Consider the following 13,485-nt stretch of genomic DNA (forward strand, 5'->3'; position numbering starts at 1 on the left):
TCAATATTTTTATATTTTAGCAAAGCAGAGACCACTAAAGGTTTCTGTTTTTTTATGCCATTATATCTATGCTGTTTTTCCTTTTAATTGGTATCTTGTTTCTTTTCATACTTGTATTCAGGATTATTGAACCAATGTATTTAATGCTGTTTAATAAACCATTATATATATTTTGGTATCCCGTTTTGAAGAAATTGAATCCAGAAGATAGGGCACTGCTGAAACGTGAATTTTCTTATTATTCTAATTTGTCAGTTAAAAAGAAAAGTTATTTCGAACACCGTGTAGAAAGTTTTATTGAGTATTATAATTTTGAAGGAAAAGGCATTGAAGTTACTCGGGAAATGAAACTGATTATTGCCGGAACTTATGTTATGCTCACTTTTGGAATGCGAAATTATCTTTTGGAGTTATTCGAAAATATAGTTGTTTATCCCTCAGTATATTATTCTACTATCAATCAGGAATATCATAAAGGAGAATATAATCCGAGGATGAAAACGATTGTTTTTTCGTGGGAAGATTTTTTAAGCGGACATGAAACCAAGGACAATATCAATCTAGGTTTACATGAATTTACGCATGTGCTGCATTTTCATTCCAAAAAAAGTTCTTCTCCCGGAGCCATTATTTTCTATGACGAGTTTATAGAAATTGAAAAATATTTCGATCAAGAAGAATTAACCAATAAACTTAAAGAAAAACAGTATTTCAGGGAGTATGCCTACACTAATAAATTTGAATTTTTGGCAGTAATTCTAGAGCATTTCTTTGAAACCCCGGAAATCTTTAAAATGGAATTTCCGGAGTTGTATAAAAATGTAAAAACAATGATTAATTTTAGAGAAGACCTTTAAAATAAGATATTCATTTTCAAAAGAAATTCCGGAAATCTATTTCGTATGCTGTAAAAAATTATCGATGTAATTTACTACCAGTGGAATATTTTGATGCTGGGGAGCGTGCCCAGTTTGTGGCAATAGAATTAACTGTGATGTTGGAAGCTGTTTGGTCAGCGGATACCAATTTTCTACAGCAAAGCTTGTATCGTGATCTCCGGAAATTATTAATATTGGTGTTTGGGTTGTTTTGAGTTTATCTCTGTAATTCTCTTTATCTTCAGCAGCATTTTCGCCTCCAGCAAAATACAGTTGGAAAACTTCCATAGTCGAAGGGATTTTAGAAACATCGATTCGTTGCGCAATTCGGTCATGAGAAGCTTTTGCTGCTTTTACGCTTTCTTCAGATTCTGGTTCAAAGAAAAGAATCACTTCGTCGTTAAAATCATTTATTGGTTTTAATGCATGATCCAGAAAAGACTGTTCCAGCGGGACTACTCTTGGACCAATTGGACCTGTTCCTAATAAAATAGTATGAGTAACCAGTTCCGGATATTGATGCATTGCAGCCTGCGTAACCAAGCCGCCATAAGACCAGCCCATAAAAATCGCTTTTTTGATTTTAAGATAATCAGCGAGATCTTTTACATCTTTTGCGACTACTTTTACATCAGTCGGAAGTGTTCCTGTTGAATATCCAATTCCTGAATAATCAAAAGTAATCACTTGATGTTTTACCGCAAGGAGATCTAAAAACAGCGGATCCCAAGTATCGAGTGTTCCTCTAAAGCGGTTAATTAATATAATTGGATTTCCTTCGCCAATAGATCGATACGCAATTGTTCGGTCTGAAAAAGTGGCATATTGCGTTTCTGAATTGGTGGCGTTTATTTTTGATGTACTCATTGTTTTAAAATTTTGATTAATAAAAGAATAAGAAACAATTTTAATGCCTTCCGAAAAAAAATAATGGATATCAGGGTTTGACAGAATTTGATGCCCGTTTTTCTAGTTTTATTTCGCTAAAAAAATTGCTTTTCACGAAATACAGCAACTCACAATTCGATTGTATCGCCAATTTTAGGCAGGAAAAGATTCAAATCGGCCTTTTTAAATTCGTCTAAAGCTTTTTGATGATCCATTTTAATGAAACCAAAAGTGTCATAATGAACGCCTAAAATTTTATTAACTTCCACCAGTTTTGAAGCTTCAATGGCTTCTTCAATTCCCATCGTCAAACCATCACCGATTGGGAAAACGGCAAAGTCAAGTTTGGTAAATTTCAGTATAAACTGCATATCAAAAGTCAAAGCAGTGTCGCCACTATAATAGAAATTTCCGTCTGGAGTTGTCAACACAAAACCACAGGCAATACCGCCGTAACTGCCATCCATAAAACTGCTTGGATGCTGGGCAATGACACATTTTACGGTTCCAAAATCAAAACTGAACTTTCCGCCTGGATTTATAGGATGCGCATTTTCGATTCCTTTTTTCAAGAGCCAGTTATAGATTTCGAAGTTTCCAAGGACTTTTGCTCCGGTATTTTTAGCAATTCTTTCCACATCTAAAATATGGTCGTAATGGGCGTGCGAAATAAAAATGTAATCGGCTTTTATTTCATCGACATTAATATCTTTTGCTAATTCGTTTTGTGTGATGAAAGGGTCGAAGAGAAGGTGTTTTCCATTAGCAAAAACAGAAAAACAAGAATGACCGTAATAAGTTATTTTCATAAAAATATATTTTTAAGATTAATAAGTTGTTGATTTTTAATTCAATAAAGATACCAATAAAAAATGCGCAGTAGTTTTACTGCGCATTTCAACTTTAAAATCTTTACAAACAATTATTTTAATTGTTCGTCAATAAGTTCTGCTAAACTAGTGTTCGAATGATCTGAGAACAGAATATCTCCATTTTTCCCAATAAGAACCCGCGTTGGAATTCCTTCTACTTTGTAAGTAGTAGCGACTTCGTTTTTCGAATCAAATACCACATTAAAAGTATATTTCTTTTCGGTAATATAATTGGTTACATTTTTAAAAACCTCGTCTTCTTTTTTGTTTTCGAATGTATTTATAAATAAGAAGGTAACCTCTTTTTCTTTGTATTTCGTAACCAATTCCTGCATTTTAGGGAAAGAAGCTTTACAGGGACCGCACCAAGTTGCCCAAAAGTCCAGAACCACCACTTTTCCTTTGTAATCAGAAAGTTTGACTTCTTTGCCATCCATGTTTTTCAGTACAAAATCGGTAGGGGTTTTACTGCCGAATTGGTCGATGATTTTTTTAGCTTTTTCTTCTTGAGCTAATTTATCGAACTTATCTTTTAACTTTTCAAACTGATCAAGAGGAAGATTTTGTACGATATAAATTTGTTTCAAAGTAGAAATAAATACAGGAGGACAGCTCTTATTAGAGTTAATTTCATTTTCAATATAATTTCTAACTTCTTCTTTGCTTTTAACTTTTTGCATCATCGCCAGATAACGCTCTTTTCCGCCGGTATCTAATCCACCGGCATTTTTTACATTGTTTTGGTATTCAAAAGCTTCATTGAATTTACCTTGTTTGTATAACAGCAGCGCATAAGTATCGGCATACATATTATACAATCCTTGATAATCAGGATAAAAGCCTTTGTTTTTCTTTTCTTCTAGAAGATCTAACGACCTTTTTGAAAGATTTGTAGCAAAGTCAATTTGTTGTACTGGCATTGTGAGATCACCACCAGACAAACCCCAAGCAAAGTTATTGTAGCTGTAGTCAGCATTATAAACGTAAGGTTCTATACTCTTTATCTTTTCCATATTTTTTTCCTCAAGATAGGTATAAAGCAAACTGCTGTAAAATGAAGATAAAGTCTCTTTTGAGCTGTCTTTGTATTTTGTTTTACAGGTATCGATTGATTTTAAGACATACTCTTCTGTTTTGTCCTTATGATTGTAAAAACGTCCAATAAATTTAGTTTTGGCTAGTGAACCAGAAGGATATTTAGCTAAAATCTCTTTTTCTAATTTTTCTTTCTCATCAGACATATTATTTAATTCATATACCTGTGTGGCAAGAACAAGATCGCTCTCAGTATTTTTTTGGAGACATACGTTGGCAAAAGCTACACCAATATCTTTATTTTGTCCTGGAGTGGCCATATTTTTTAGATAGAGATAAGACATATAGGTTTTATCCTTTTTTAAATCAGGATATTTCGCATACAGACTATCATAAGTAGCTATTTTTGACTCAGGTTTTTGATTTTTATTTAATTGAAAACGATAGTTGGCATAATTTTGAGCAATAATTCCGCCTAAAAGAGATTTGCTTAACTCTGTTTCGTTTTGAGTTCTTAGATAAACAATATATCCCTTTTTTTCATTGCTGTCAACGATTTTTTGAGCCTCGGTTATAATGACAAAAATAGTTCGGGCTGAGTCGGCAACTTTTGTAGTAAACTCATATTTTTTTCCCTTTTGAACTAAATTTTTATACTGAATTTCATCACTGAAAGAATCCAGAATTGTTGCTACAGCACCCTTTGGAACAGTTAATTCTTTTGACGGTTCATACACATAAGTATTTTCGGCACCGATTTTAAATTTTGCGTTTTTTAGATAGATTTTTCCGTTTTGAGAAAATAGATTGCTAACAACGGTAAAGAATAACAAAATGTAGATTTTTTTCATCTTTTTGTGGTTTTTTATTTGTCTGTTTCTTAATTGTTTAACGAATTGTGAAATTAAATATTATACCATCAGTTGTTTTTTTATTAAGAAAATATTAGGAAAAAGGCAGTATAGTTTTGCGTCTTTATGTATTTAAAGTATATTTTTACTGTAAAAACAGATTGTTATTTTTTTATTCCAGCTGCAGTTCTGTAGAACTCATAGCCGCTTTCAGAGCGCTTAGGAAGAAATCTTTCACGATATTCATTAGCTCCTAAATCTTCCAAAAGTTCAATATGAAATTGATGTAAATATCCCGGAAGTTCTTCAGGGAAGAAACCGAAAGTCCAATGTTCTTCTATGTTTTCGAGATCTTTCAGTAATTTTTTTCCGCCTAAAAAAGAATCTGGATTTTGAAGAATTTCTTTGTGTACGTAAGTAAAAATAACATGACTGCCACTGGCGAATTTAGAAATAAAAGAAAAGGTGCTTTTTACTGCTTCTTCTGTTAAATAATTGGTTACGCCTTCCCAAATTACCGCTGTAGGTTTTGTAAAGTCGAGATTGTTTTCTAAAGCTAATTGATCCAATCCCTGTTTGTTAAAATCAATTTGAAGAAAAGTTACGTTTTGAGGTATTTTACCAATTCGCTTTTTATAGATTGCTGCTTTAAAATTGGAAGTATTTGGATGGTCAATTTCTATTACAGGGATAGTTTGCAGAAAATCAAGACGTACAGCTCTAGTGTCAAATCCTGCGCCTAAAATTAGTACTTGTTTTACTCCTTTTGAAATGGCATTTTCCAATAAACTATCGATATATTTTGTTCTCGCAATTCCAGAAGATAAAGCACCGGGAATTTTTTTGTTTATTGTATTATTAATATATTTTGCAACAATTGGATAGTGGTACAATCGCGTTGCAAGTCTCAGTTTTGAATCTACAAAATGAATCGCATAAGGATCTGAAAATAAGCTGTCTTTACGCTGTGTTTCCAATGCTCGAAAGAACGCCATATATTGTGCCGTTCTGCTTGTTTTTTCTGCTTTCATCGGAACCTTATTTTTTAGAAAATAAATTCTCTACAACCCAAGCCGGACCAATTAACAGAAATTGGAGATCTTTTAAGAAAGAAGGTTTTTTGCCTTCAATATTATGTCCATAAAATTGCCCAATCCAAGCAATAACAAAAATGCCAATTGAAAATGCCCATAACGGTACAACTTGTCCAATATAATAATTTACAATCAAACAGATTCCAGAGAACAAAGTAATTTTAGCCGCCATTACAACAGATAATCTGATGTAGAAAACCAACACAAAAAGTAAAACAACAAAAGCCCAGTTTTCGATAATGGGTAGATTTAGGTTTAAAGTATTGGCAATAATCCCGTTCGGAATGCTCATTATGAGCCCTACAATAGAAAAGAAAATAGCTGGAACACAAATATAGTGTATGGCTTTATTGGTCGGGTTTTGGTGGCTTACAGCATATTCTGTAAACCATTGGTCTAGAGTTTTCATTTTGGTGGTTTTATAGTTAGTTGCTGTAAATCTAATGAAATTTCTTATACATTAGCAACTAACAGCAAACTAAAACTAGTAACCATAAACTATAAATTTATTTCTGATTATAATCAAAAACGTTGTCCCATAATTCATCGATTGTGATGAGAGCTTCGTTTAACGGAATGACATTCCATTTTCCGTCATTTTCTATTCCTAAACCTATGCTTTTTAGTTTCAATAAAGCATCGTTCACATCAAAATCCAAGTCGGTTTTTAAATGAGAGGCAAACCAAGATTCTATTTGAGTATCCAATTCAGATGCAGTCAAAGGATTTTGGCTTCTGTTTAAAAAGGCGTAAGCTAAAACGGTTTCTTTTAAAGCTTCTTCTTCAGACGAATTTAAAAGGGAATAAAATGCACCGCTGTTATTGCCGACATTTTTAAAATACAAACTATCAGAAAGGGTTTTAGAATATCTGATTTTTTTATTTACAAAATTATTGTACTGACGGAAACAATAAGCCGACAAAATTCCCAGTGCAATTAAACCTTGATTTAACGAGGTTTTACTATTCAATAAATCAATAGTCTCGCCAGTTTGGTAAGCATCGTACATATTGATAAGTGCTGGAATTACCTTGGCACTTAAAAGTGAAATCCCACCAAAAACACCAGGAACCCAAAGTAGCATTTTGTCTTTAAAAGACATTTTAGGAACGGCATTTGGGAATACAGTTTCGAGGTCGTTTTTAGGAACACGCTTAAAAATTTTCAAAGCAATAGAACCTGGGTCAATAGGCATTTTGCCTAATTTAACTTTTTTAGCGGCCAGATAATCGGCATCGCTGTAATTGAGGTAAATTAAAACGCGATCATAATATTCGATTTCGACTTCTTTTTTCCAGAAAAAAAACTTTTTAACCTTTTCTTTTGCTTTATGATGACCGCGGGCATATAATTCGAAATCTTTAAAAGTATTAAAATCAATTGCGAGATTTAGACCAATTAAGTCCGATTCTTCAAAAGCGGCTTTTAAGGTTTCTTCGTCGATGCGGTAATAATTACCTCGTTCTAACACCGTAAGCAACGTCTTTTTGAAAATGCTGAAATCACTTTTGCCAATAAAACCTTCACGTTCTCTTTCGCTTAAATCAGGATCGTAAAGAGCATAATGCTGTTTTAAATTTCGGTTTAGATTAAAAGATTCATAATGATAATAATGCTCAATGATATCGAATAACTTTTTGAAATCATCTGCACTTTTGGGATCCTCTGCTAAAGCAATCTGCTGTTCTAATAAAAACTCTTTGTTAAACGGAATATAATGTTCTCGCATCATGTCGATTCTAGGCTTTAATTTTTTCTGGCGTGGAAGCTGCAAAGATAGAATTTTTAGCTGCAAAGAGCACAGGAAATCTTGACAATGATTGCGTTCCAGCGGTTGAAACCGCTGGCTATATTTTACAATCTTTATCGACATGCATACCTAAATTCTTTGTTTTAGGACGATGAAAGAAGTAGAAAATAAAAAATGAGATTTCCAATCGTTACCAGCGATTTGAAATCCCATTTTGTGTTCCAAAAAAAAGTGACAAAAATTTAAAAAGCTCTCTTGATGAAAACTAAATTTTAAACTAAAAATTATTCATAGCAATATTACCACTATAAATTAGAGTGACTATGCGTATTTATACGGGTTTTTTCTAAGACGCTACCCCGATAGCTATCGGGGCTGAGATGCTAAGTGGCTAAGACTTGTTTTTGGATGGATTAGTTCCTTTCGGAATTTTTTAGTTCGATTACACCTTGAAAATATTTTATCAGTTCTTCTTTGGTTACAGAAAAAGCAGCGTTTTCTTCTTCGGTGCTTAAATACAGGTTTGCAATGCTTTCAGCATCCATGTTTTGCTTGAGGTAAAGTTCTTCTGCATATTGGATAATATGGTCTACAAAACGTTCACGTTGTCTGCCTTTTTCGATGGTTTCTGGGTCGCCATCTTTTATTTTTTCGATTACTGATTCTGGTAAATCTATAGTAAGGTACACGCAGTCTACAGCCACTTTTGAAAGCATTTCTTTTTCAACCTTTCCTGTGGCATTGCAGTAGGCACAGGGGGCAGGAACCCATTTTAATTGTCTCTTTAAACGAACAATATCTTCCCAGTCTACAAACCCTTTTCCAAGACATCTCGGACATTCTATATCTGATCGTTTAAAAAAATTAAAAATGCTCATCGGTTATAAAAAAATCTTAATGGTTCTGAATTATGCTAATTTAGATAATTAAGTAAGAAAAGTTATTCATGTGAATCATTTTTTTTAAAGAAAAGAATTAACAAAGATTATTGATTTGTTTCAGGATGAGATTTCAACATAGATATTATACAATGAAATGGCGGATACTATGAAACAAGACTGTCATTTAATATCTTAAATTTGATAATGGATTCTTCTAAAATTGATTTTTATGGAAAATATACAAACGACTAAAATGCAGGACTTCTTTAGAATTCTTCTTGGGATTTTTATGATCGTGGCCGCTTTTGGTCATTTTACTTTTCAAAGGCAGGATTTTCAGGCGCAGGTACCAAATTGGGTGCCCTTGGATAAAGACTTGGTTGTTATTCTTTCTGGAATTGTAGAAATTGCTTTAGGACTTGGTATGTTATTTCTAACAAAGTTTAAAGTACAGGTGGGAATTGCATTGGCAGTATTTTATGTCTTGGTTTTCCCTGGTAATATTGCACAATATTTAAACGGAACTTCCGCCTTTGGACTTGATACAGACCAAGCTCGTTTGATTCGATTGTTTTTTCAGCCTGTTTTGATTTTTCTGGCGCTCTGGTCTACTGGGGCGATAAGGTATTTTAGGAGGATGAAAACTTAGTTATATTTTCTACTAATTAAAATCTTCTAATTCTATTGCTTCGGGAAAATATTCTTTGAAAGTGTCGGATAAATTTTTCTCTTTAAATTTAATGATGGAATAAGAACTGTCAAATGCAATAATTTCTATTGTTGAATTAGGTATTTGAAAGTTTCCGTTTTTCCATATTAAATCGTTTCCTTCTGCAAAAGGGAGATTGTTTTCATTAATCACTATTTCTTTATTTTTTGGAATACTAGATATTACGCCCCAAATAAATTGTGTTAGAGAATTTAGAATTTCATTAAACTCTTTATTTGACAAAACAAAAAAATCTTCTTCATGATGTATTGGAAGTTCTTTGTCGGATATAAATTCGAAATCACTAATTACCCAATTATAATATTCAGTTTCTGTTTGAATTGGTTTTAATAATTCTTTTAGGTTAGTGTGAAATTCTAATTTTTCCGTTTTTTGAATTATCCAGTTCATTTTATTCAGTTTTCTATTTTATAAAAGTAATTGTTTTAGTAATTAAAAAACAACCCCCAAAAAAGGTCAGGCTTTTCAAAAATTATCTAATTATCCAAATTAACAAATTATCTCATTGACAAACCATCCAACAAAATCTGATATTTCCTTCCTACAGGAACAATATAGCCATTGGCCATTGTAAGGTTTTTAAAAGTAACAGTCGTAATTTTGGTTGTATTGACAATAAACGAACGATGAACCTGAACAAAATGCGAACAGTCAATCTCGGAACTGATGCTGGCGAGCGAACCGTAAATAATAATAGGCGATTTTAGTTTGCCGTGGTAGAGTTTCATGTAGTTGCCCAGACTTTCGATGTATAAAATATCCGAAAGCGGAGTTTCTATTGTTTGTCCGTTGGAGCGGTACGAAAATGTTTTTTCGGTATTATTGTTTTCTTTCTTTAGGGTGTTTCCGGAATGGTACGTTTTGGCTTTTTCGATGGCTTTAGAGAAGTTGTCCAATGAAATAGGTTTCATCAAATAATCAATTGCATCGTTTTGGTAAGCCGAAAGCGCAAAATCAGTATAAGCGGTGGTGACAATTGTAAGCGGACGGTTGGGCTGCAGTTCCATCAACTCTACACCAGAAATTACAGGCATATTAATGTCGAGAAAAATAATATCGTATTGGTTTTCGTTGAGCAGTTTTATGGCTTCCATACCATTAAAAGCGCTTCCAGAATGTTCCAGTTCGTCAAATTTGGAGATATGCGAAATCAAGGCTTTGTGTGCCGGCGATTCGTCATCAATTATAAGACAGCGGTAGGTAAGTGCCATATACTCAATTTTACAACAAACATATTTTTCTCTTTCTGGCAGCTTAAATTGTGTTTTAAGCCGTACACTTCCAAACGTCTTTTAAGATTTTCAATTCCGATTCCGGTGCTCGAAAGACGTGAACCAGAATCGAGATAAGAGTTCTTGATAGTAAAAGTCAAATTTCGGCATTTTACTTTTAAATCCAGATTAATAAAAGGTTCGGCAGTTTCGCCAGAAAATTTCACGGCGTTTTCTACCAAAGGCAGAAAGAACAATGGCGGAATCTCGATTTCTTTATTAACGCCTTCAATATTCTGGTTTACGGTTAATCTTTCGTTTCTAAAGGTGTAATATTCAATATATTTTTTAACGAAATCTATTTCTTCTTCAACCAAAACAAAATCTTTTTTAGACGCTTCAATTTGATAACGCAACATATCCGAAAGATTCAGGATTCGGTCTGGAACTTTATCGGGTTCTGCGAGTGATTCGCCATACAGATTGTTCATCGCGTTCAATAGAAAATGCGGATTTAACTGCTGTTTTAAAAACGATAGTTCCGATTTGTAGTTCATGATATCTTTATCGGCATCCATGATTTTTTTGGTAATCACCACATGAATGAAATAGAAAAACATTCCGTTTATAATCAAGGATAATATTTGAAGTGTTTTAAAATTTCCCAATCCCACAAGTGGAAAAAACCAATTCATAAAGAAGTAAAAACACGTCCAATAAACGGCAAGGAGAAAAAAGAACAGTTTGACTTTTTTTCTAAATAAAACTGGTTTGATAATGCAGATATTGAAAATAGTAATCCAGACAATACAAGGAAAATAACCTACTGCAATTTTGCTTAGAATATAAGACCAGCTGTGACCGTCCAGTTTTATTTCGTCATAAACACAGGCTAAAATAACCAAGTAAACCGATGTGTTTACGAACAAGTTTCTCAGAAAGAAGTTTTGATAAAGTTTAGAAATCGTCATAACGGCAAAAATAATATAATCGTATAGTTTTTAGCTCTTTGTAAAGGATAAATTATACCAACGCCATTCGTATAAATCTTACGCCGTTGGTATAAAAATACTATTATAATAGGAGTGTGTCTTTTACTTTTGAAACTGAATTTCAAATCAATTCCCAAAATAAATTTTATATCTCCCTTTTATGAAATCCAAGATTCTTTCGGTTTTAGTTGTATTTATTTCTATAAAAACCTTGGCGCAGGAAAAAGAGCCTGGTATGAAAACTTTAGGAAAAGCAATAGTCGATAAGTTTCCCACAACCAGAACTTTTGATGTACAGTACGAAAACCTTGGACCATCCAATTACGATTCGGAATTGTTTGGAAATAAATTTGAAAGAGGAAGAGTCGAAAGCCATAACCGATTTAAAGCGGCTTTTAATCTTCCGTTTTATGCCACAAAATCAAAACGGTTTGTTTTGGCGGCTTCTCTTCGTTATAAGTACGAAAGTTATGAGTTTGGTGATATTTATAATTATGGCACCAATCAGACTTATAGGAGAGCAAATCAGGATATTCATTTTTGGGCGGGCGCTTTAACGGCGACGTATATGGGAGCATTGTTTGGAAAAACTGCCATTTACAGCGCCACGGCAACTGTTGACGGCGATGAAGAAAAATTACAGCGTTTAAAAGGATTTGCTTCAGCAGTTTTAGTGCTGAAAAGAACGCCGTCGACAACCATAACGGCAGGGGTTTTGGTGTTGCTGGATCCGTCTTCTATTGTGCCAATGACACCTTTACTGTCTATAAACCATAAGTTTAAAAACTCAAAATGGGATATGGATTTTATCCTGCCACAACGTCTTTTGTTTAGAAGAGAATTGCTGGAAAACGGAAGAATTTCCTTAGGAACAGAATTAAATACTGAAAGTTTTTACTTAAATTTAAATAGCTCAAATTTAAAAGGAGTATACGAACTGAATCAGTTGGAGTTAAAGTCTGGAATTACCTACGAATATAGTTTTACCCCAAAGCTGATTGCTTTTGCCAAAGGCGGCATAAATAATGTGGTAAGCGCCCGAATTACAGAAAAAGGCGAACGAACAAACCGTTATGTTTATGACCAGAAAGAAGATGCGCAAGGGTATGTTAGAGTTGGAATATCGTATAATCTTTTTAATAGAAAATAGAGATGGATAAGTTGGAAGAATTAAAGGAAGCAGTTATGGTTGTGGAGATTTTTAAAACAAATGTTCAAAAAGAATCTGAGAAAGATTATGTCATTGCCGTGATGCAAACTCAGTTTCCTGACTATAAAATTAATTTTGATCTGGAAGACTGCGATAAAATACTAAGGGTTGAAGGAATCGATATTCAATACAACAACATTATGGATTATGTACATTGTCTAGGTTATACCTGCGTAAGACTTGAGTGAGCAATTAAAAATTTGAGAATTAAAAATTACGCTTCGTATTGATACGATGATTCATTGCCATTGATATTGATTTTTGTAATTGAAATTGAATTTTGCCATTGCCATTGAATTTTGCCATTGAAAAAAGGGTAAAAATACGCAGCTGTATCTTACGTTTTCTTTATAATTTTGTACGATAATTTTTGGTTTACTATAAAACTATTCACAGATGTTAAATCTTATTCTTTCGATTTTCATTTTTCTTTTGGAGCAGTTGTTCTAAGAATAAAATAGTATTTATTCATTGTGTTTGTCATGTCGACGAAGGAGACATCTCGGCTAGTAACTCCACAAAGTATGACAGACAATCTTTGTCGATTCCTAAATGCGATTCTTGCTTGTGTTAGGGAGGTTAAAAAAACTGTGTGGACATTCTTTAAATATAAAAAAAGCTGTAAAATTAAGTTTTTACAGCATTTTTTACTTTGTGTCTTATCGTTGTGGGCAACGGATTGCAAATCCGCACGATTGTTGTATTGAATATCTGCGCTATCTGGTTAATGATTATTTTTTTACAGACGACATAAATTTTCTGCCCATTCTCTCAGAGGACTTTTTGAGGGATTCGAGTTCTTGGGTATTTTTTGATGCCATTAAATGGAGTATTTCATTTCGATAGTTTAAATCGTCTAATAAATTTATTAAGGCAAGCTTGTCTTTTTTTGCTGTTATTAAATCATTAGATAATATCTCTTCAATAAATTTTATTGCATGAGAATTGATTTCTTCTTTCTTATGTATAATTTGAGCGCTTTTATAATCAGATTTAATAGTACCCAACATAAAAACCTGTGTCAGGCTCTCAAAAATATCTTTAAAGTCTTTAAAGTGCGATTTCTCGTTGTATTCTTTTACTAAATCCATA

General features: G+C 33.2%; 15 protein-coding genes. 4 read left to right on the plus strand and 11 right to left on the minus strand.

Translation table 11 applies throughout. The features are described from left to right. Positions 1-143: 143 nt before the first annotated feature. Positions 144-857 (plus strand): zinc-dependent peptidase, encoded by a 714-nt coding sequence (locus tag BM289_RS09000; RefSeq protein ID WP_167365407.1) that lies wholly within the window; start codon positions 144-146, stop codon positions 855-857. A 36-nt stretch (positions 858-893) separates the two neighbouring features. Here BM289_RS09000 and BM289_RS09005 read toward each other — a convergent pair whose 3' ends face one another. From BM289_RS09005 to BM289_RS09035, 7 genes are all read right to left on the minus strand, one after another. Continuing rightward, the gene (locus tag BM289_RS09005) at positions 894-1,745 is read right to left on the minus strand and encodes an alpha/beta fold hydrolase (RefSeq protein ID WP_091492587.1); all 852 of its coding nucleotides are present in this window, start codon (positions 1,743-1,745) and stop codon (positions 894-896) included. Between the two features lie 149 nt (positions 1,746-1,894). Further along, positions 1,895-2,575 (minus strand): metal-dependent hydrolase, encoded by a 681-nt coding sequence (locus BM289_RS09010; RefSeq protein ID WP_091492589.1) that lies wholly within the window; start codon positions 2,573-2,575, stop codon positions 1,895-1,897. Between the two features lie 113 nt (positions 2,576-2,688). Continuing rightward, entirely contained in the window at positions 2,689-4,524 is a 1,836-nt protein-coding gene (locus BM289_RS09015; protein ID WP_091492590.1) for a TlpA family protein disulfide reductase, read from the minus strand. A 164-nt stretch (positions 4,525-4,688) separates the two neighbouring features. Then, positions 4,689-5,555 (minus strand): class I SAM-dependent methyltransferase, encoded by an 867-nt coding sequence (locus BM289_RS09020; RefSeq protein ID WP_091492592.1) that lies wholly within the window; start codon positions 5,553-5,555, stop codon positions 4,689-4,691. A 7-nt stretch (positions 5,556-5,562) separates the two neighbouring features. After that, positions 5,563-6,027, minus strand: coding sequence for an Mpo1 family 2-hydroxy fatty acid dioxygenase (locus tag BM289_RS09025; RefSeq protein WP_091492594.1), 465 nt, complete (start codon positions 6,025-6,027; stop codon positions 5,563-5,565). A 97-nt stretch (positions 6,028-6,124) separates the two neighbouring features. After that, a complete protein-coding gene (locus tag BM289_RS09030) occupies positions 6,125-7,393 on the minus strand; it encodes a TMEM143 family protein (RefSeq protein ID WP_244165348.1) in 1,269 nt (422 codons plus the stop codon). A gap of 389 nt (positions 7,394-7,782) precedes the next feature. Beyond that, complete coding sequence (locus BM289_RS09035; protein ID WP_091492596.1) at positions 7,783-8,247, minus strand: hypothetical protein; 465 nt, start codon at positions 8,245-8,247, stop codon at positions 7,783-7,785. Between the two features lie 232 nt (positions 8,248-8,479). Here BM289_RS09035 and BM289_RS09040 point away from each other — a divergent pair, with 232 nt between their 5' ends. Next, positions 8,480-8,899, plus strand: coding sequence for a DoxX family protein (locus tag BM289_RS09040; protein WP_091492597.1), 420 nt, complete (start codon positions 8,480-8,482; stop codon positions 8,897-8,899). 12 nt (positions 8,900-8,911) lie between these two features. On the opposite strand, the gene BM289_RS09045 is transcribed toward BM289_RS09040, so the two are convergent. From BM289_RS09045 to BM289_RS09055, 3 genes are all read right to left on the minus strand, one after another. Further along, positions 8,912-9,370: a hypothetical protein gene (locus BM289_RS09045; RefSeq protein ID WP_091492599.1), complete on the minus strand. Its 459-nt coding sequence runs from the start codon at positions 9,368-9,370 to the stop codon at positions 8,912-8,914. Positions 9,371-9,477: 107 nt separating this feature from the next. Further along, entirely contained in the window at positions 9,478-10,191 is a 714-nt protein-coding gene (locus BM289_RS09050) for a LytR/AlgR family response regulator transcription factor (protein ID WP_091492601.1), read from the minus strand. Further along, positions 10,164-11,162, minus strand: coding sequence for a sensor histidine kinase (locus BM289_RS09055; RefSeq protein WP_091492603.1), 999 nt, complete (start codon positions 11,160-11,162; stop codon positions 10,164-10,166). The genes BM289_RS09050 and BM289_RS09055 overlap by 28 nt, the downstream gene beginning before the upstream one ends. A gap of 181 nt (positions 11,163-11,343) precedes the next feature. On the opposite strand from BM289_RS09055, the gene BM289_RS09060 reads away from it, so the two are divergent. After that, positions 11,344-12,333, plus strand: coding sequence for a DUF6268 family outer membrane beta-barrel protein (locus BM289_RS09060; RefSeq protein WP_091492605.1), 990 nt, complete (start codon positions 11,344-11,346; stop codon positions 12,331-12,333). Between the two features lie 2 nt (positions 12,334-12,335). Next, entirely contained in the window at positions 12,336-12,581 is a 246-nt protein-coding gene (locus BM289_RS09065) for a hypothetical protein (protein WP_244165349.1), read from the plus strand. Between the two features lie 543 nt (positions 12,582-13,124). On the opposite strand, the gene BM289_RS09070 is transcribed toward BM289_RS09065, so the two are convergent. Further along, a complete protein-coding gene (locus tag BM289_RS09070; protein WP_091492607.1) occupies positions 13,125-13,484 on the minus strand; it encodes a hypothetical protein in 360 nt (119 codons plus the stop codon). Position 13,485: the final 1 nt, after the last annotated feature.

Source organism: Flavobacterium phragmitis (assembly GCF_900112575.1).
Lineage (GTDB): Bacteria > Bacteroidota > Bacteroidia > Flavobacteriales > Flavobacteriaceae > Flavobacterium > Flavobacterium phragmitis.

Excerpts from the sequence above, each read along its gene's own strand:
- BM289_RS09040 (WP_091492597.1), top strand. The coding sequence starts at position 8,480 with ATGGAAAATATACAAACGACTAAAATGCAGGACTTCTTTAGAATTCTT.
- BM289_RS09010 (WP_091492589.1), bottom strand. The coding sequence starts at position 2,575 with ATGAAAATAACTTATTACGGTCATTCTTGTTTTTCTGTTTTTGCTAAT.
- BM289_RS09055 (WP_091492603.1), bottom strand. The coding sequence starts at position 11,162 with ATGACGATTTCTAAACTTTATCAAAACTTCTTTCTGAGAAACTTGTTC.
- BM289_RS09000 (WP_167365407.1), top strand. The coding sequence starts at position 144 with ATGCTGTTTAATAAACCATTATATATATTTTGGTATCCCGTTTTGAAG.
- BM289_RS09050 (WP_091492601.1), bottom strand. The coding sequence starts at position 10,191 with ATGGCACTTACCTACCGCTGTCTTATAATTGATGACGAATCGCCGGCA.
- BM289_RS09060 (WP_091492605.1), top strand. The coding sequence starts at position 11,344 with ATGAAATCCAAGATTCTTTCGGTTTTAGTTGTATTTATTTCTATAAAA.
- BM289_RS09065 (WP_244165349.1), top strand. The coding sequence starts at position 12,336 with ATGGATAAGTTGGAAGAATTAAAGGAAGCAGTTATGGTTGTGGAGATT.
- BM289_RS09015 (WP_091492590.1), bottom strand. The coding sequence starts at position 4,524 with ATGAAAAAAATCTACATTTTGTTATTCTTTACCGTTGTTAGCAATCTA.
- BM289_RS09025 (WP_091492594.1), bottom strand. The coding sequence starts at position 6,027 with ATGAAAACTCTAGACCAATGGTTTACAGAATATGCTGTAAGCCACCAA.
- BM289_RS09005 (WP_091492587.1), bottom strand. The coding sequence starts at position 1,745 with ATGAGTACATCAAAAATAAACGCCACCAATTCAGAAACGCAATATGCC.
- BM289_RS09070 (WP_091492607.1), bottom strand. The coding sequence starts at position 13,484 with ATGGATTTAGTAAAAGAATACAACGAGAAATCGCACTTTAAAGACTTT.
- BM289_RS09045 (WP_091492599.1), bottom strand. The coding sequence starts at position 9,370 with ATGAACTGGATAATTCAAAAAACGGAAAAATTAGAATTTCACACTAAC.
- BM289_RS09035 (WP_091492596.1), bottom strand. The coding sequence starts at position 8,247 with ATGAGCATTTTTAATTTTTTTAAACGATCAGATATAGAATGTCCGAGA.
- BM289_RS09020 (WP_091492592.1), bottom strand. The coding sequence starts at position 5,555 with ATGAAAGCAGAAAAAACAAGCAGAACGGCACAATATATGGCGTTCTTT.